Source organism: Nonomuraea sp. NPDC003214, assembly GCF_053590035.1.
Genome location: NZ_JBSFSX010000001.1, coordinates 314,183 through 330,658 on the forward strand (window position 1 = coordinate 314,183; position 16,476 = coordinate 330,658).

Below are 16,476 nucleotides of genomic sequence, written 5' to 3' on the forward strand. Positions count from 1 at the left end.
TCCCGTACCAGAACAAGCCCGTACGGTCCGCGCCGGCGAGGCGCTGCGGCTCGAACGGCTCATCCTCGTAGTGGACCGGCTGCGGGTCGTCCGGCACGTCGCCTTCCCCGTGCCGTACATCCTCTCCGCCATCGCCGCCGCTCACGAGGCGGGCCAGAGCCGTATGACGTTTGTCGGACCCGCGTGGGAGCATGCCGTCATGGCGACCTCGAAACAGCCGGTGACCGTCCCGACCGGCGCCGACGTGGACGCGTTCCTGGCGGCGGTCCCCGGCGAGCGCCGCCGGGCCGACGCCCTGCGCCTGCGCGCGATCATGACCGAGGTGGTCGGCGAGCCGGCCGTGATGTGGGGGCCGAGCATCGTCGGCTTCGGCAGCTACCACTACGTCTACGCCAGCGGCCACACCGGCGACTGGCCTCTCGCCGGGTTCTCACCGCGCAAGCAGCACCTGGTCGTCTACCTGGTCGGCGGCTACGAGGAGCGGCACGCGTCCGTGCTCGCCCGGCTCGGCCCGCACACGACCGGCAAGGGGTGCCTCTACCTGAAACGGCTCGACGCCGTCGACGAGGGCGCCCTGCGCGAGCTCATCGACCGTACGGTGCGCGTCCACCGCGGCGTCGACCGAGCCGGCCGCCCTCCTGGGCCCTGACCTTCTCAGCGGGCCCGGTCGTAGATCAGGGCCATCTCGCCCATCGCGCCGGTCTCCTGGCGGGTCAGCTTCCACGACGTGGCCGGCAGCCCGTCCTCGAACAGCCGCTGCCCGCCCCCGGCGATCTCGGGGAAGATCATCAGGTAGAGGCGGTCGACCAGGTCCGCCGCCAGCAGCGGCTTGATGACGCTCGCGCTGCTGTTGACCAGGATGTCGCCGCCCTCCTGGGCCCTGAGCTCGGCGACGACGTCCGCGGCGGGCGCGTTCACCACCCGGGCGCGCTCCCACGGCGCCTCCGTCAGCGTGCTGGAGAAGACCACCTTCTCCACGTCGACCAGCCACTTCGCGTAGCCGCGGTCACGCGGGTCGGCGTCCTCGTCCTCGGCGACCGGCGGCCAGTAGCCCAGGAACCCCTCGGCGTTCACCCTCCCGAGCAGCGCCGTCGTCGCGCTCTCCCACATGCGGGTCATGTGATCCCTGGCCACCTCACTGGTCACGTACGGCGCGAACGCCGCGAAGTCGGCAGGGCCGCCGGGGCCGTTGTAACGCCCGTCCATCGTGAGGCTGAGATTCGCGGTGACCTTGCGGTTGTCCTGACTGGTCATGTCGTGCTCCCTGTAGTGGTGTCGTCCGTGTGCTCGGCCTGTTCGGGCTGATTGATCTGATCGGCCTGATTGGCCTGATTGGCCTGGAGGGCCTGGAGGGCCTGGAGGGTGGCCGCGAGCTTGTCGAGACTCTGCCCGAACCCGAGCTCGATCCCCGCGATGAAGTCCGCCGAGTCCACCGTGCTGTCGGCGACCCGGAACCGGACCTCCAGCTCCGTCCCCCCGCCCGAACCGGCGCCGCCGGGACGCAGGTCCAGGTCGAGGTGGGCGGTGAACGCGACGCCCCCACCGGGCAGCCGCGGAGAGAGCCGATAGGACAGCCGCTCCCCTGGCTGCGCCTCGACGACAACCCCCTCCGCGCGCCCGGCGACCGGATCGGAGCCGTCGGTGTCCTCGGCGTCGCGGTACTCGTGCACGATCCGCCCGCCTGGCCGCGCCTCGAACACCAACTCCGAGACGCGCAACTCGTCCGGCGTCCACCAGCGGGCAAGCAACTCCGCCTCGGTCAGATGCCGCCACACCAGCTCGGGCGATGCGGCCAGCGACCGATGAAAGCGGAACGAGCGGCCATCGGCCCACCCCGCCTCCCGCGCGGCCAGCCGCTCCGCCTGAACACTGAGCCCATAACGGTCATACGTCTCACCGGCCTGATCCGCGGCATCGGCCAGCCCGTTGAGCGCCGCCGCCAGATCCCGCAGCGGCCCGGGCCGGAGCGCGTAGATCCGGCGCTGGCCCGTGCGCTGCGAGACGACGACCCCGGCCCGCTCAAGGTTCTGCAGGTGCTTGGTCGTCTGCGGCTGCCTTGCCTCAGCCAGCCGCGCGAGCACCCCCACGGGCCGCGGCCGCTCAGCCAGCAGCCGTACGAGCCGCCAACGCGCCGGATCAGCCAACGCAGCGAGGAGTTCGTCCATGCCCAGAAGTATTCACCATGACGAATATTCGTGTCAAGGAATAACTTGGTAGCCCGCTCGTACCACACCACCCCGCTTCCGACCCGACCCCTCCCGAGAGCAGACCGAACCCCAGGGACCCGCGAACCGCACCGGCGGGGCCGGGACCGGCCCAGCGGGGGCCGGGGGAACCGGCGGCGCCCACGAACGGACCAACGGCGCGCCCGCACGACAGGCCAGCGAACGCGGCGGACGACGCCCGCACCGCACGCGGCAGGCCCGGGAGCCGACGCCCACACCGCACCCGGCAGGCCGGGGGCCGGACCGGCCAGACGCGGGACCGAGGCGGGCGCGAACGGACCGGCGGGGTGCCCACACGACAGGCAAGCGGCGACCTGCGGACGAGGTGCATACCCGGCTCGGCAAGGCCCAGGACCGAACCAGGCCGGACCGCCGAGGCCGGGATCGGATGGCACGGACCCAGGGCCGGAGCAGGGCGCGGAGACCGCCGGGCTCGTGGAGGCGGCCGGGCTCGTGGGGAGCGCGTGGGCAGCTGGGAGCGACCGGGCACGTGGGGGCGACCGGGCATCGGGAGCGACCGGGCGCGTGGGGGCGACCGGGCAGGTGGGGGCCGACAGGGCAGGTGCCAGCGCAGGCAGGCACGGTGCGGGGCCGCGAGAGGCGCGGCCCAGGCGGGCGCGATGCGGGGGGCGGGTGCAATGCAGGGACGACAGCCCGACCCGAGGGCGACAGCCCGACCCGAAGGGGCGGACCGATGCCGGCGGCGGGACGGGCAGGTGGACGGCGGGCGTAGGGGCGGCAGCGGGCACCGGCGCCGGGAGCAAGCGGGTGGGCTTCGGCGTGAGGCGGGTGGGTGAAGGGGCGGGGTGGGGGCTGGATGAGCTGGCGGGGTGGGGGCTGGGTATGAGGTGGGGCCGCAGGGCTAAGTGGGAGGTGCCAGGTTCGTGGGGTGCGGCGCTTTGGGGCACGGGGGCGTGCCCTGGTTGGCGGGGTTAGGCGGTTAGGAGGTGTTCTCGTTCCTGGAGGAGTTGGGTGTGGAGGGCTGCGAGGTCGTTTCGCTGGGCCGTGAGGGCGTGGAGGGAGGTGTCCAGCCACTGGGACATGGCTGTCACGGCGTTGCGGGTGCGGTTGATGCGCTGGTGTTTGAGGGCGTCGGTGATGATGTTGTCGAAGAAGGTGTCGGCGAACCAGCGGGTGTCCACCTTGGGGAGTCGGGGGGTGGCGGTCCAGCCGATGTCGGCGAGTTCGCGGGAGAAGACGTCGAGGGCGCGCTGGGCGTGCCAGGCGACCTGGTCGGCTGCTCTGAGGTGGTGGCGCTCGACCGCGTCGGCGAAGGCGCCGCCGCCGAGCATGTCGAAGGTGGAGGCGCCGTGGGCATGCGTGAGGAGGGCGAGCATCTCGGCGACCGCGCGGCGGGCCGTGTCGCCCGCCTGGATGGCCTCGTCGTGCTCTCGGAGGTCGGCCTCGGTGTCGGCCAGTTGGGTGGCCAGGTCGATGAGGCGTTGCGCCCGGGGGTCGGCCAGGTCGACCAGGAGACGTTCCTTGTCGGCCAGCGCCTGCTCGTAGGCTTCGGCGGCGCCGGCCAGGTGGGACAGCACCCGATCCGTGGCTTCGAGGTCGGCGGTGAGGTCGGTGAGGCGGTGGCGCTGGCCGTCGAGGCGTTCGGCGGCGACCTGGGCCTCGGCTCGTTCGCGGGTCAGGCGCTCCTGTTTGCCGCCCGTCAGGCCCGCCAGGAACCCTGAGAAGCCGCCCTCCAGTCGGGTCACGTCCCGCTGTTCCTTCTCGAGCTCGGCCTCCAGCCGGGTGACTGCTTCGGTGACCTCCCTGAGCTGGGTGTTGACGGTGGAGCGCCGGGCGGCGAGCTGGTCGAACCTGCGAACGGCTTCACGTGTTTCCCGCAGGCGACGGTCGAGGTCTTCGATTGGGTCCACGACTTTGTGGACGAATGGGGGGCGGCGGGTGTTCCTCGGGGGTTCCCGTGCCGGGTGGCGTTCCTGCATCGGGTGGGGTGGGCGTTTCAAGCTGCCAGGGCGGGGGTGGGGTGGGGGGCGCAGAGCCAGTCGTTGAGGGAGCCGGTGAAGCCGGAGGGTGGGCCGACGCGCAGGCAGGTGATCTGGTCGCCGCCGGTCGTGGGGGCGATCTTGAGGCGTCTGATGCTGCCTGTGCGGCCCAGGTCGGCCGGGGTGGTCGAGCAGGGCGTGAGGCGGACGCTCAAGGGTGATGGCGGGCCGATGCGCAGGTGGTCGTCGATGAGGCGGAGGCGGGCGTCCGGGTGGGCGGCGAGGAAGGCCAGCTGGTCCGCCACCAGACGGTGGGCGACCGTGCGGAGGAGGTCGGTGGCGCACAGGCGGTGGGCGCAGGCCGCGCCGTCGAGGGTGATCTCCGGCAGGGCGAAGCGGCTCAGCCCTCGGGAGGTGACGCTCAGCGCGTCGCAGGTGCCCGTGTCGGCGGGGTTCCACGGTGGGCAGGTGGCGTCGTCGTGGACGCGGACGTCCCAGCCGAGCCAGCCGTCGCCGAGGTGGAACTTGGCGGGTTCCGCCACGGGGTGGGTGGAGGTGGGCCGAATGGGGTGGGTGGGGGTGGGCTGAACGGGGTGGGGCTGGGTGGTGCCGGTCAGGGGGTCGACGAGGAGGCCGGCGCTGGCGTGGGCGAGGGTGCGGGCTGTGGCTCGGGCGAGTTGGGCGGCGGCCGGGAGGGCGGTGGGCGGGGTGGTGGCGGAGATGACGACGTGCTCGGTGGAGCGGCGCAGGAGGCGGCGTTCGGCGTCGGTGAAGGTGGTGGTGCCGGGCTGTCTCCAGGGGGACGGGTGGTGGGTGAGGAGGAGGGACCGGGTGCCCGCCTGGGCGATGGCGGCACGGCGGTAGGGGGTGCCGACGCGCCACGGCAGGGCGGTGAGCTCGAACGGCAGCCGTTCGACGGCGACGACGAACAGTGAGGTCAGCAGGGCGGGCAGGGCAAGGGCGATCTGCATGGCGGCCTCCCGGGGGATGGGTGCGGTGAGGCAGCCAGGATCGGGCAGCGGGGCGGCGGGGCGTGGAGGAGAACGGCGTTCTGTGGACGGTGGAGGAGGAGGCCGCCGTGCCTGTGGACGACGGGCGCCCCGGCCCCCTCCTGTGAATAGCGGGTAAAGGGCTAGGGCGTGGGAGGCAGGGGGCGGTGGATGACCAGGGATTGGCCGGGGAGGCGGATGCCGTCCTCACCTGCCTCGATCGGCTCGTCGGAGGCCAGGAGCACCGTGCCCAGCGTGCCCGGCAGGGTGCGAGTCTCGGTGGCGAGGTTGACACTGACCGCCAGCGAACCGCGCCGCACCACGAGCCAGTCGCCCGCCGGGTCCGTCTCGACGCGCACCCGGTCCAGGCGCGGGTCCGACAGTTCGGGCAGCGCCTTGCGCAGCGCGATGAGGTCGCGGTACCAGCACAGCAGCGACCAGTGCTCCTCCCCCTTGAGCTCGTCCCAGTCGAGTTTGGAGCGCAGGAACGTCTCCTCGTCCGACGGGTCGGGCGCCTCCCAGGCGTAGCCGAACCCTTCGAACTCCTTCTGCCTCCGCCCGCCCTCGCTCTCGCGCAGGTGGGGCTCGACGTGGTCGGAGAAGAACAGGAACGGCGTCCCGGCCCCCCACTCCTCCCCCATGAACAGCATCGGCGTGAACGGTGAGGTGAGCAGCAGCCCGGCGCCGAGCTTGAGCGCGGGCATCGGCAGCCGGTCGCCGGCGGGCCGGTTGCCGATCTGGTCGTGGTTCTGCAGGCAGGCGACGAGCCGGTGGCCGGGGACTCCGGTGAAGGGGGCGCCGTGGGCGCGTTCGCGGAAGCTGGAGTGGCCGCCATCGTGCAGGACGCCGCGGGTCAGCACCTTGGCCAGGGCGGGCAGGCCGGCGAAGTCGGCGTAGTAGCCGTGGGTCTCGCCGCTGACGGCGGTGTGGAGGGCGTGGTGGACGTCGTCGTCCCATTGGGCGGTCATGCCGAGTCCGCCGGCGTCGCGGGACCGTACCATGCGGGGGTCGTTGAGGTCGGATTCGGCGATGAGCGTGAGGGGCCGGCCGAGGGAGCAGGCGAGGGCGTCGGTCTCGTCGGCGAGTTCGGCGAGCAGGTGGGTGGCCCGGCGGTCGTGCAGCGCGTGGACGGCGTCGAGCCGGAGCCCGTCGAGGTGGTAGTCGCGCAGCCATTGGAGCGCGTTGTCGATGAAGTAGCGTCGCACCACGTCGGAGCCGGGCCCGTCGAGGTTGACCGCTTCGCCCCAGTAGCTACCGGCGAAGCCGGAGAAGTACGGGCCGAAGGGGTGCAGGAAGTTGCCCGACGGCCCGAGGTGGTTGTAGACGACGTCGAGCAGGACGCCGAGCCCGGCCCGGTGACAGGCGTCGACGAAGGTCTTGAGGCCGTCGGGGCCGCCGTAGGTCTCGTTGACGGCGTAGAGGTCGACGCCGTCGTAGCCCCAGTTGCGGGTGCCGGGCACGGGCGCGACCGGCATGATCTCGACGAGGTCGACGCCGAGCTCCACCAGGTGCTGGAGCCTGTCGGCGGCCGCCTCGAAGGTGCCCTCGGGGGTGAAGGTGCCGATGTGCAGCTCGTAGATCACGCTGCCGCGCAGGTCGCGGCCCTTCCAGTCGTGGTCGGCCCAGGTGAAGCGGTCGTGCTCGTAGACGGCGCTGGGGCCGAAGACGCCTTCGGGCTGGCGGCGCGAGCGCGGGTCGGGGTAGGGCCCGTCGCCGTCGAGCACGAACCCGTAGCGGCTGCCGTGGCCGGCCTCGGCCACCTCGGCGGACCACCAGCCGCCCGCGCCGGCGGTGAGGGGGTGCCGCCGGCCGTCCACGTCCACGTCGACGGCCGTGGCTCTGGGTGCCCACACCTCAAAGATCATGTCTCTCCAGGAGTGCGACGGGATACGTACCGAGCAGGTGGGCGAGCGGGACGCGGCCGGTGTGCCGGCCGCCGGCGAGCAGGTCGCGCCAGTGGCCGGGCGGCAGCGTCAGTGTGGTGGCCCCCCAGCCGCGCCGGGCCAGGCGCACGGGCAGGCGGGTGGCGACGGCGACGGCGGCGGGCCGGTCGCCGCGGGCGAAGGCGATCACGTGCTCGGCGGCGTCGCCTTCGGCGCTCATGGGGGTGTACGCGGCGGCGGGTTCGAGTCGGCGGCGCAGCCGCAGCGCCTGGGAGGTGACGAGGAGCTTGGCCGCGTCCCACTCGGTGGCGGGTTCGCGGGGGAAGCTGACGGGCCGCCGGTTGTCCGGGTCGACCAGGGAGAAGTCGGTCGTCTCGTTGCCCTGGTAGACGTCGGGCACGCCGGGCATCATGAGCTGCACGAGCTTGGCGCCGAGCGAGTTGGACATCGCGTAGGGGTCGATGCGCCGGGTGAACGCGCCCACGTCGAGCCGCACCGCGGCCTCGGCGAAGGCGCGCAGCCGCTGCTCGTAGCCGGGGTCGGGGCGGATCCAGGAGATCGCGGTCTTGGCCTCGCGGGCGGCCTTGAGCAGGTAGTCGGTGAACCGCTCGGCGGAGATCGGCCAGGCGGCCATGAGGTTCTGCCAGGCGAGGTAGTCGAGGTGGCGGTCGAAGCTCAGCTCGGCCGACCAGCCCGCGACGGCCTCGGCCCACTCCTCGGGCAGCTCCGACAGCACCGACAGCCTGGCCCGCACGTCCTCGGAGCGTTTGGTGTCGTGGGTGGACAGCGTGGTCATGGAGTGGGGCGGCATGTTCGCGCAGAACGCGTGGAACTCCTCGGCGGAGAGCCCGAACAGGTCGGGTTCGCCGCCGACCTCGTTCAGGCACGACAGCGGGAACCACCGGTAGAGCGCGGTGTCCTCGACGCCCTTGGCCATCACGGGGCCGCACGCCTGCTGGAAGCGGATGATCGCCTCGGGCGAGCCGTACAGGGCCTGCTGGACGAGCGGCCGGACGGCGGGTGAGCAGGTCGCGGCGGCCTGCTCGACGATCTCCACGGACCGGCGCGGCGGCGGCTCGCCGGGCACCACGTAGGCGCGGTAGACGGGCATGGCGGCGAGCAGTTCGACGGCGGCCTCGGGGGTGCAGGAGGCGGCGCGGGCCAGGCGGCGCACCTCGGGGCCGAAGAACAGGTCGATGACCTCCCGTTTGGCCCTGGCCATGACCGCGTGGTAGTCCTCGGGCTCGCCGGTCAGGCGGGTGAACAGCTCGACCAGCGGCGCCTTGCCCTCGGGGTCGACGAACAGGCCGTTGACGCGGTTGAGCGCCTCGTAGCCGGTGGTGCCGTCGCACGCCCAGTCGTCGGGCAGCCGTTCGGCGCCGATGAGGATCTTCTCCACGACCGTCCACACGCCGCCGGTCCTGGCGCGCAGCGCCTCCAGGTAGCCGCGCGGGTCGGCGAGCCCGTCGGGGTGGTCGATCCGCAGCCCGTCGACGAGGCCCTCGTCGAGCAGCCAGAAGATCACCTCGTGGGTGGCGAAGAACACCTCCGGGTCCTCGACCCGCAGCCCGATCAGCGTCGAGACGTCGAAGAAGCGCCGGTAGCCGGGGCCCTCCCGCCAGTCGACCAGCTTGTGGTAGCCGGGCTGGGGGTAGTTGCGCTCGGCCTCGGCCGGGTCGGCGTCGTCGCCGAGGACCGGCAGCGCCACCTTCCCGCCGTCCCACTCGATGTCGAACCAGCGGGCGTACGGCGAGCCGGGCCCGTCGCGGAGCACGGCCATGAACCGCTCGTTCTCGGTGTTCATGTGGTTGGGGACCAGGTCGAGGACGATGCCCAGGTCGTGGGCGGCCAGCCGCTGGGCCATCTCCCTGAAGCCCTGCGCGCCGCCGAACTCCTCGCGGACGCGGGAGTGGTCGGTGACGTCGTAGCCGTGGCGTGAGCCGGGCACGGCCTGGAGGATCGGCGACAGGTAGACGTGGGTGACGCCGAGGTCGCGCAGGTAGCCGGCGAGGTCGGCGACCTGGGCGAAGCCGAAGTCGGGGGTCAGCTGGAGGCGGTAGGTCGAGATCGGCCTAGACACGGCGCAACACCCGCACGCTGCGTCCGGGCACGGCCACTCCCTCGCCCGCCCGGCACATCCGGACGTCCAGCCTGATCGGCATGGCGGTGTCGATCTCGGTCTGCCACATCTCTCCGTAGTCCTTGGGGATCGTGAACCTGATCGTGTCGTGGTGCGCGTTGAACAGCAGCAGGAACGAGTCGTCCCTGATGGGCCGGCCGCGGCGGTCGGGCTCGGTGATGGCGTCGCCGTTGAGGAAGACGGCCAGCGACTTGGCGTAGCCGACGTTCCAGTCGCTGTCGGTCATCTCCTCCCCGGACGGGGTGAGCCAGGCGATGTCGCTCAGGCCGCGCACCGGTTTGCCGTAGAAGAACCTCCTGCGGCGGAACACCGGATGCTTCTTGCGCAGCGCCGCCAGGCTCTGGGTGAACTCCAGCAGCAGCCAGTTCTCCCTGACGTCGGACCAGTCGACCCAGGTGATCTCGTTGTCCTGGCAGTAGCCGTTGTTGTTGCCCTGCTGGGTGCGGCCGAGCTCGTCGCCGTGGGAGAGCATCGGCACGCCCTGCGACAGGAACAGCGTGGTGAGGAAGTTGCGTTTCTGCTGCTCGCGCAGGGATTCGACGGCCCAGTCGGCCGGGCCTTCCGCGCCGCAGTTCCAGGACCGGTTGTCGTCGGTGCCGTCGCGGTTGCCCTCCTTGTTGGCCTCGTTGTGCTTGTGGTCGTACGAGACGAGGTCCTGGAGGGTGAAGCCGTCGTGGCAGGTGACGAAGTTGATCGAGGCGGCGGGGCGGCGGGTGTCGGCCTGGTAGAGGTCGCTGGAGCCGGTGAAGCGGTAGCCGAACTCCGGCATGGTGGCCGGCTGCCCGCGCCACAGGTCGCGGATGGTGTCGCGGTAGCGGCCGTTCCACTCGGTCCAGCGTGAGGGGAAGTTGCCCACCTGGTAGCCGCCGGGGCCGACGTCCCAGGGCTCGGCGATGAGCTTGACCTGGGACAGCACGGGGTCCTGCTGGACCAGGTCGAAGAAGGCGCTCAGCCGGTCGACCTCGTGCAGCTCGCGGGCGAGCGTCGAGGCGAGGTCGAAGCGGAACCCGTCGACGTGCATCTCGATCACCCAGTAGCGCAGCGAGTCCATGATCATCTGGAGCACGTGCGGTGACCGCATGAGCAGGCTGTTGCCGGTGCCGGTGGTGTCGACGTAGTAGCGCTTGTCGGTGGGCACGAGCCGGTAGTAGTCGGGGTTGTCGATGCCCTTGAAGCTGAGCGTCGGCCCGAGGTGGTTGCCCTCGGCGGTGTGGTTGTAGACGACGTCCAGGATGACCTCGATGCCGGCCTCGTGCAGCGCCCGCACCATGGCCTTGAACTCCAGCACCTGCCCGCCGCGCTGGCCCTGGCTGGAGTAGCGGTTGTGCGGGGCGAAGAAGCCGATCGAGTTGTAGCCCCAGTAGTTGGACAGCCCGCGCTGCTCCAGGATGTGGTCGGTGACGAACTGGTGGACCGGCATGAGCTCCAGCGCGGTCACGCCGAGCTTGGTCAGGTGGTCGAGGATCTCGGGGTGGCCGAGGGCCGCGTAGGTGCCGCGCAGGTGCTTGGGGATCTTCGGATGCCCTATCGTCAGCCCGCGCACGTGCGCCTCGTAGATCACGGTGTCGTGGTACGGGGTCGCGGGCGGCCGGTCGTGGCCCCAGCCGAAGAACGGGTTGATGACGATCGAGCGCGGCACGTACCGGGCGGAGTCCTTGTCGTTGCGCGTGTCGGGCGAGCCGAAGCGGTAGCCGTAAACCGCCTCGTTCCACGTCACCCCGCCCTCGATCGCCATCGCGTACGGGTCGAGCAGCAGCTTGGCCGGGTTGCAGCGCAGGCCGCGCGCCGGGTCGTAGGGGCCGTGCACCCGGTAGCCGTAGCGCTGGCCGGGGCCGATGCCCGGCAGGTAGCCGTGCCAGATGAACCCGTCGACCTCGCTCAGCCGTACGCGGGACTCCTTGTTGTCGTCGTCGAACAGGCACAGCTCGACGGCGTCGGCGACCTCGGTGTAGAGCGAGAAGTTGGTGCCCGCGCCGTCGTAGGTGGCCCCGAGTGGATACGGATCTCCCGGCCAGACTTCGATCATCGAGGCTCCCTCACGGTCTCTCCCATGTTCCGTTCCCCCGCTCCCCCGGACAAGCCGTCGGGCATCACCTTCCTTCCCCGGCCCTCCGGACGATCACCTCAAGGCTGCGGCAAAACGGGTGGGCCGCCTCCCCTGGCGCGGCTGGGGAGGCGGCCCACGTACTCCAGCATGAGGGTTTGGTCAGCTTTTGCCCGGCTACATAGCCCTTCCATGGGTGGTTTCAAGAAATTCCTGTTACGCGGAAACATCGTGGAGCTGGCGGTCGCGGTGATCGTCGGGGCCACGTTCAGCGGGCTGGTGCAGGCGCTGGTCAGGGACCTGGTGACGCCGCTGATCGGGGCGGTCACCGGCGGGCGGCAGCCGAACTTCGCCGAGTACTCCTTCACCGTCAACGGCAGCGAGTTCAAGTACGGCGACTTCGTCAACCATCTGATCACGTTCGTGCTGATCGCGGCCATCGTGTACTGGCTGGTCGTGATGCCGATGACGCGGCTGATCAGCCTGTTCGACCGGAACGAGAAGGCGGCCACCAAGCAGTGCCCCGAGTGCGTCGGCGACATCCCGGCCGAGGCGCGCCGGTGCATGCACTGCACGGTGGAGCTGGTCCCGGCCTCCGAGAAGCCGGACCGATAACCGACATATCCGGAAAGGTGCGACCCACCACGCCGACGCCACGCGGACGACGGGCGCGCTGGGCGTGGGTTTCGTGTTCTTACGGCCACTACCGCACCAAGTGCGGCGACAGTTCGACAAGATGGACGGGTGAGCGTTGAGTTGATGGTCTGGGACGAGCCCGCCCCTATCTCCAGAGACCGGGCGCGGGCCGCGTACCTGGAGGTCAAGAAGACCGAGCCGGTCAGCGGGGAGCTGCCGGAGATCGCCAAGGAGCTGCCCGGGATCGTCACCGCCTACGACGATCACGTGCTGGTGACGATGGACCTGGACACCATGGACGAGATGTCGGCCCAGGTGTTCGCGACCGCGCGGGCGCACGGGCTGGTGTGCTACGACCCGCAGCGCGACCTGGTGCACAACGTCGCGCCGCTGGGCGTCTACGCGGGCATGCAGCTCCACACCGGCGACGGCCTGATCGTGCACGACCCGGACCTGGGCCTGGTGCACGACGTGCTCGCGACGATGTCGCCGCAGAACCCGTTCACGGCCCTGGTCACCTTCGGCCACCACTTCATCCAGGTGTCGCCGGGCTTCGAGCTGGAGTACAAGGAGGGCTCGCTGGTCCGCACCCTGGTGGAGGACCTGGAGGAGGTGCGGCGCGCCTTCCACGAGTACGCGACGGGCGAGCGGGGGTTCCTGACCCGTCACGAGTGGTCGGCCTAGCGGGCGGCCAGGCGTAGCCGGGCCAGCTTGACGACCGGGGTGACGGCGCCCACCAGCAGCAGCGCGAACAGGGGCGCGAGCACCAGGCCGAGCACGAACCCGGCGGCCACGTCGTGCGGGTAGTGCACGCCGACGAACACCCGCGAGAACGCCATGACGGCCGCCAGCGGGACGACCGCCCAGGCGAGCGTGCGCCATGCCAGCACCAGCGCTCCCGCCGCGCCCGCGGCGATGACCGCGTGGTTGCTGGGGAACGACCAGTCGTCCACCGGCGGGCAGGCGGCGATCGTCGCGATCCCGCCCCGGCACGGCCGGTCCTCGCGCACCACGGTCTTGAGCACCTCGCTCACCACGTACGCGCACACCACTCCGGCCGGGCCGGCGATGGTGATCGCCAGGTCGCGGGCGGGGGCGTTGCGGGCCCGCCAGAAGCAGAGCAGGAAGAGCGCGGCGAAGACGAACAGCCCGCCGTCGGTGCCTACCTCGGCGAAGGTGTGCAGCCAGGCGGGCGTGGAGAGTGCGAAGTCGACGATGTCGCGGTACAACTCGTGTCCAATCCATTAACAGGTGATGGACACGACATTATGAATGGATCTTGGGCTTCGCCTCAGCCGAAAGGACGACCTAGGCCAGGAACCTGCGATCGAGGTCCAGATACTGCTGGCGCAGCTCGCCCTCGGTGATGAGCCCGCGGTCGAACGCCTCGGTCGTGGCGTCGCGCTCCGCGACGTAGCAGGCGGCCATGATCTCGCTGCGCAGCGGCGTGAAGCCGCGCTCGACGCAGTCGGCGAACACGCTGACCTTGCCCGCCACGGTTTCCGGGGCGACGGTGCAGGCGAGGTCCTGGGCCTTGAGCTGGGCTACGGCCTCACGCAGCGTGACCGGGCCGAGGGAGCCGTTGAACCTGGTGTCAAGAGTGATCTTCACTTCCTTACGCCTCCGCATGTTTGAAACGTCCTGAAAAGGCGGCGTATTCCCTGGTCACAGCGGGTAAGAGGGCATGCGTGATCGGAGAGCACGTGATCGTCGGCTACACCGACGACGCCGGCGGGCGTGACGCTCTCGCCCTGGGCGCCGCCATCACGCGGATCACCGGCGGGGAGCTCACGGTGGCGGCGATCTACCCTCCGGGCAGCCCGGGGCTGGCCGTCGAGGCGCAGGCCGCGCTGGCGCACGCCGCCGGGCTGCTGGAGGACACCCCGGCCGGGTTCATGGCGTTCGAGAGCCGGGGCGCGGGGCGCGGCCTGGCCGTGCTGGCCAGCCGCATCAAGGCCGACCTGGTCGTCGTCGGGTCGGCCGACGGCGGGCAGCACGGGCTCATCTCCCTCGGCAGCACCGCCTCCCACCTGCTGCACCTGTCGCCGGAGGCGGTGGTGGCGGTGCCCGCCGGTTACGCGCCGCCCGAGCGGCCCTCCCGGCTGACGCTGGCGTACGTGCACCGGCCGCAGTGCGACGCGGCGGTCCCCCGGGTGGCGGAGGCCGCGCTCCGGCTCGGCGTGCCGCTCCGGCTGATCACCTTCGACCTGCGCACGGACGATCCGGAGCGCATCCGCGACGACCTGGCCCTGGCCGTCCGCCTGGCCTGGGAGAGCACCGGCCTCGAAGCCGAGGCGGACGTCGCCGAAGGGCACGACGTGGCCGCCGCCGTGGCCGCCGCCGAATGGCTGCCGGGCGAGCTGCTGGTCTGCGCGGCCAGCGAGGACGCCCAGCCGCACCGGGTGTTCATCGGCGAGCTGGCGATGAAGCTGCTGCGCGCCTCGGCCTGCCCCGTCGCGGTGCTGCCCCGGGGTTTCGTCTAGCGGCGCCGGGCCCGCTCGTACAGTTCCAGGTAGCGATCGGCCATGACGGCCGGGGAGAAGCGGCGGCGGGCCTCACGCCGGCACTCCTCCGGGTCCAGCTCGTCCACCCGCAGCACCCACTCGGCCAGCTCCTCCTCGGTGTCGGCGAGGAAGCCGGTGCGGCCGTGCTCGATGATCTCGGGCAGGCAGCCGCGCCGCAGTCCGACGGGCGGGACGCCGAGCGCCAGCGCCTCGACGACGGCGGTGCCGCCCGGCTCGTCCCACTGGATGGGGAACAGCGACGCGCGGGCGGAGGCGTACAGCCCGTCCCGCTCGGCGCCGCCGACCGAGCCGACCCACCGGGTCAGGTCGCCGTCCAGGTACGGCGTGACGCGCTCGACGAAGTAGCGCACGTCGGGATGGCCGTGCAGCGGATGGCCCGGGTCCTGGGCGACGGCCTCCAGCTCGGCGGGCGAGTTCAGCCCGCTGACCGGGCCGGCCAGCACCAGCGGCAGGCCGAGCTTCTGGCACACCCGGGCGGCGATGTGCTGGCCCTTGAGCCCGCAGACGCGGCCCATGACCACCAGGTGCTCGCCCCGTTCGACCCGGACGTCCTGGTCGGCGAGCGGGGTGGCCAGGTGGATGGCGCCGAGCGCGGCCTCGCGCAGCGCCTGCGGGGCGCGGGCGAGCTGCGACTGCGAGACGCCGTTGACGGCGATCGACTGCGGGAAGGCAGAGTAGAACTCGTGGTGCTTGCGCAGGTCCCAGTGCAGCGTGTGCAGGACGGGCGGGCCGCCCAGCGCGGACAGCACGGCGGGGCCGACGACCTCCAGGTGGTCGTGGACCAGGTCGATGTCGTCGCGCCCGCGCAGCTCGGCGGCCAGCCGCGTCTGGTGGGCGTGCGCGAGGCCCATGACCTGGTTGTAGGGCTTCTGCAGGTGGGCGAACTGCCCTTCGGGGAAGACGCTGATGTGCTCGTCGGCCTCCAGCGTGCTCGATCCGACCGTCGCCAGCACGACCCGCACGCCGCGCTCGCGCAGCGCGGGGACGAGCGTGGCGACGACGTTCTCGATCCCGCCGTAGCCGGGAGGCGGCACCGCGAGCCACGGCCCCGCGTTCACCAGGACGTTCATGCCACATCCTCCTCCAGTACGAGCGAGGCCAGCGGTGGCCGCTCGGCCACGGCCACATCCACCACGTCGGCCTGTCCTTCGAGTCCGAACTGCAGCAGCGTGTGCGCGGGAGGTCGCGAGGCGAGCACCCGGCCCTGGCGCTCCAGCCGGGACCAGGCGGTGAGCATGATCTGCCCGGCCATGCGGCCCAGCGCGGTGACCGACTGGTGGCTGTGGGTGCGGCAGCCGAGGTCGACCTGGGCCATCGCGTCCAGCCCGGCCACCTGGAGGAGGTCGACGAGCAGCCCGAACTCGACGCCGTACTCGGTGACGAACGGCACCCGCTCCAGGATCGAGCGGCGGGCCGCGTACTCGCCGCCGAGCGGCTGGCAGAAGCCGGACAGCTCGGGCCAGAACATGTTGAGCAGCGGCCTGGCGACCAGCTCGGTGACGCGCCCGCCGCCGCCGCGCCTGGCGACGCCGTCCTCGCCGGTGTAGGGCCGCTCGTAGGCGCCCTTGACGAACTGGATCCGGCGGTCCACGAGCAGCGGCCCGACCAGGCCGGAGACGAAGTGGGAGTCGAAGTCGCGCAGGTCGGAGTCCACGAAGACGACGATGTCCCCGGTGGAGGCGGCCAGGCCCTTCCACAGCGCCTCGCCCTTGCCGGTCAGCGGGGGCAGGTGGGGCAGCACGGCGTCCTGGGCCACCACGCGGGCTCCGGCGGCTGCCGCGCGGACGGCGGTGGCGTCGGTGGAGTGCGAGTCGACGACGAGGATCTCGTCCACGAGCGGCGACCGTTCGACCAGGTCACGGCGGATCGTGGTGACGATGTCACCGACGGTCGATTCCTCGTCGCGCGCCGGGAGCACGACGCTCACGGTGGTCGTCCCCTTGGCGAGGAGGAGGGCGTCGACCGGCCAGTCGGCCGCGGTGCTCGAGTGCGGCCCGTACCATTCCTCGACCCTTGCCAAGGCTCGCAGATCTGTCTCCATACAGTCAGCCCCGATCTCTGAGGTCACGGTCGGCGACATCTGCCCGCTCTACG

General features: G+C 71.7%; 15 protein-coding genes. 4 read left to right on the forward strand and 11 right to left on the reverse strand.

Annotation, left to right across the window (positions count from 1 at the left end):
* Window positions 1–199: 199 nt before the first annotated feature.
* Window positions 200–649, forward strand: a complete 450-nt coding sequence (locus ACWDXC_RS01500; protein WP_357583742.1) for a DUF1801 domain-containing protein — start codon at window positions 200–202, stop codon at window positions 647–649.
* 5 nt (window positions 650–654) lie between these two features.
* Here ACWDXC_RS01500 and ACWDXC_RS01505 read toward each other — a convergent pair whose 3' ends face one another.
* The 7 genes from ACWDXC_RS01505 to glgX all read right to left on the reverse strand — a co-directional run bounded on the left by ACWDXC_RS01505 (window position 655) and on the right by glgX (window position 11,203).
* Window positions 655–1,254, reverse strand: a complete 600-nt coding sequence (locus ACWDXC_RS01505; RefSeq protein WP_449976830.1) for a dihydrofolate reductase family protein — start codon at window positions 1,252–1,254, stop codon at window positions 655–657.
* The gene (locus tag ACWDXC_RS01510) at window positions 1,251–2,165 is read right to left on the reverse strand and encodes a metalloregulator ArsR/SmtB family transcription factor (protein ID WP_449976833.1); all 915 of its coding nucleotides are present in this window, start codon (window positions 2,163–2,165) and stop codon (window positions 1,251–1,253) included. Before ACWDXC_RS01510 ends, ACWDXC_RS01505 begins: the two co-directional genes overlap by 4 nt.
* Before the next feature lie 992 nt (window positions 2,166–3,157).
* On the reverse strand, window positions 3,158–4,096 hold the full coding sequence (locus ACWDXC_RS01515; RefSeq protein WP_449976836.1) for a hypothetical protein: 939 nt from the start codon (window positions 4,094–4,096) through the stop codon (window positions 3,158–3,160).
* Between the two features lie 86 nt (window positions 4,097–4,182).
* Window positions 4,183–5,136, reverse strand: coding sequence for a hypothetical protein (locus ACWDXC_RS01520; protein WP_449976839.1), 954 nt, complete (start codon window positions 5,134–5,136; stop codon window positions 4,183–4,185).
* Between the two features lie 161 nt (window positions 5,137–5,297).
* Window positions 5,298–7,007, reverse strand: a complete 1,710-nt coding sequence (gene treZ, locus ACWDXC_RS01525; RefSeq protein ID WP_449976841.1) for a malto-oligosyltrehalose trehalohydrolase — start codon at window positions 7,005–7,007, stop codon at window positions 5,298–5,300.
* A 1-nt stretch (window position 7,008) separates the two neighbouring features.
* Entirely contained in the window at window positions 7,009–9,117 is a 2,109-nt protein-coding gene (gene treY, locus ACWDXC_RS01530; protein ID WP_449976844.1) for a malto-oligosyltrehalose synthase, read from the reverse strand.
* Window positions 9,110–11,203, reverse strand: coding sequence for a glycogen debranching protein GlgX (glgX, locus tag ACWDXC_RS01535; protein WP_219505537.1), 2,094 nt, complete (start codon window positions 11,201–11,203; stop codon window positions 9,110–9,112). Before glgX ends, treY begins: the two co-directional genes overlap by 8 nt.
* A gap of 210 nt (window positions 11,204–11,413) precedes the next feature.
* On the opposite strand from glgX, the gene mscL reads away from it, so the two are divergent.
* Window positions 11,414–11,836, forward strand: a complete 423-nt coding sequence (gene mscL / locus ACWDXC_RS01540) for a large conductance mechanosensitive channel protein MscL (protein ID WP_449976848.1) — start codon at window positions 11,414–11,416, stop codon at window positions 11,834–11,836.
* 129 nt (window positions 11,837–11,965) lie between these two features.
* The gene (locus tag ACWDXC_RS01545) at window positions 11,966–12,541 is read left to right on the forward strand and encodes a hypothetical protein (RefSeq protein ID WP_364179383.1); all 576 of its coding nucleotides are present in this window, start codon (window positions 11,966–11,968) and stop codon (window positions 12,539–12,541) included.
* Here ACWDXC_RS01545 and ACWDXC_RS01550 read toward each other — a convergent pair.
* The gene (locus ACWDXC_RS01550; RefSeq protein ID WP_219505533.1) at window positions 12,538–13,086 is read right to left on the reverse strand and encodes a phosphatase PAP2 family protein; all 549 of its coding nucleotides are present in this window, start codon (window positions 13,084–13,086) and stop codon (window positions 12,538–12,540) included. The two genes, ACWDXC_RS01545 and ACWDXC_RS01550, sit on opposite strands and share 4 nt — an antisense overlap.
* A gap of 79 nt (window positions 13,087–13,165) precedes the next feature.
* Window positions 13,166–13,468, reverse strand: a complete 303-nt coding sequence (locus ACWDXC_RS01555; protein ID WP_219505532.1) for a hypothetical protein — start codon at window positions 13,466–13,468, stop codon at window positions 13,166–13,168.
* 77 nt (window positions 13,469–13,545) lie between these two features.
* On the opposite strand from ACWDXC_RS01555, the gene ACWDXC_RS01560 reads away from it, so the two are divergent.
* Window positions 13,546–14,340, forward strand: coding sequence for a universal stress protein (locus ACWDXC_RS01560; RefSeq protein WP_449976854.1), 795 nt, complete (start codon window positions 13,546–13,548; stop codon window positions 14,338–14,340).
* Here the strand turns inward: ACWDXC_RS01560 and ACWDXC_RS01565 are convergent.
* Window positions 14,337–15,452: a glycosyltransferase gene (locus tag ACWDXC_RS01565; protein WP_449976857.1), complete on the reverse strand. Its 1,116-nt coding sequence runs from the start codon at window positions 15,450–15,452 to the stop codon at window positions 14,337–14,339. The two genes, ACWDXC_RS01560 and ACWDXC_RS01565, sit on opposite strands and share 4 nt — an antisense overlap.
* A complete protein-coding gene (locus tag ACWDXC_RS01570; protein ID WP_449976860.1) occupies window positions 15,449–16,402 on the reverse strand; it encodes a glucosyl-3-phosphoglycerate synthase in 954 nt (317 codons plus the stop codon). The genes ACWDXC_RS01565 and ACWDXC_RS01570 overlap by 4 nt, the downstream gene beginning before the upstream one ends.
* Window positions 16,403–16,476 lie beyond the last annotated feature (74 nt).

What these genes read in the sequence shown, in the direction of transcription:
- ACWDXC_RS01565 (WP_449976857.1), bottom strand. Translation starts at nt 15,452, where the DNA reads ATGAACGTCCTGGTGAACGCGGGGCCGTGGCTCGCGGTGCCGCCTCCC.
- ACWDXC_RS01500 (WP_357583742.1), top strand. Translation starts at nt 200, where the DNA reads ATGGCGACCTCGAAACAGCCGGTGACCGTCCCGACCGGCGCCGACGTG.
- ACWDXC_RS01510 (WP_449976833.1), bottom strand. Translation starts at nt 2,165, where the DNA reads ATGGACGAACTCCTCGCTGCGTTGGCTGATCCGGCGCGTTGGCGGCTC.
- mscL (WP_449976848.1), top strand. Translation starts at nt 11,414, where the DNA reads ATGGGTGGTTTCAAGAAATTCCTGTTACGCGGAAACATCGTGGAGCTG.
- glgX (WP_219505537.1), bottom strand. Translation starts at nt 11,203, where the DNA reads ATGATCGAAGTCTGGCCGGGAGATCCGTATCCACTCGGGGCCACCTAC.
- ACWDXC_RS01505 (WP_449976830.1), bottom strand. Translation starts at nt 1,254, where the DNA reads ATGACCAGTCAGGACAACCGCAAGGTCACCGCGAATCTCAGCCTCACG.
- ACWDXC_RS01520 (WP_449976839.1), bottom strand. Translation starts at nt 5,136, where the DNA reads ATGCAGATCGCCCTTGCCCTGCCCGCCCTGCTGACCTCACTGTTCGTC.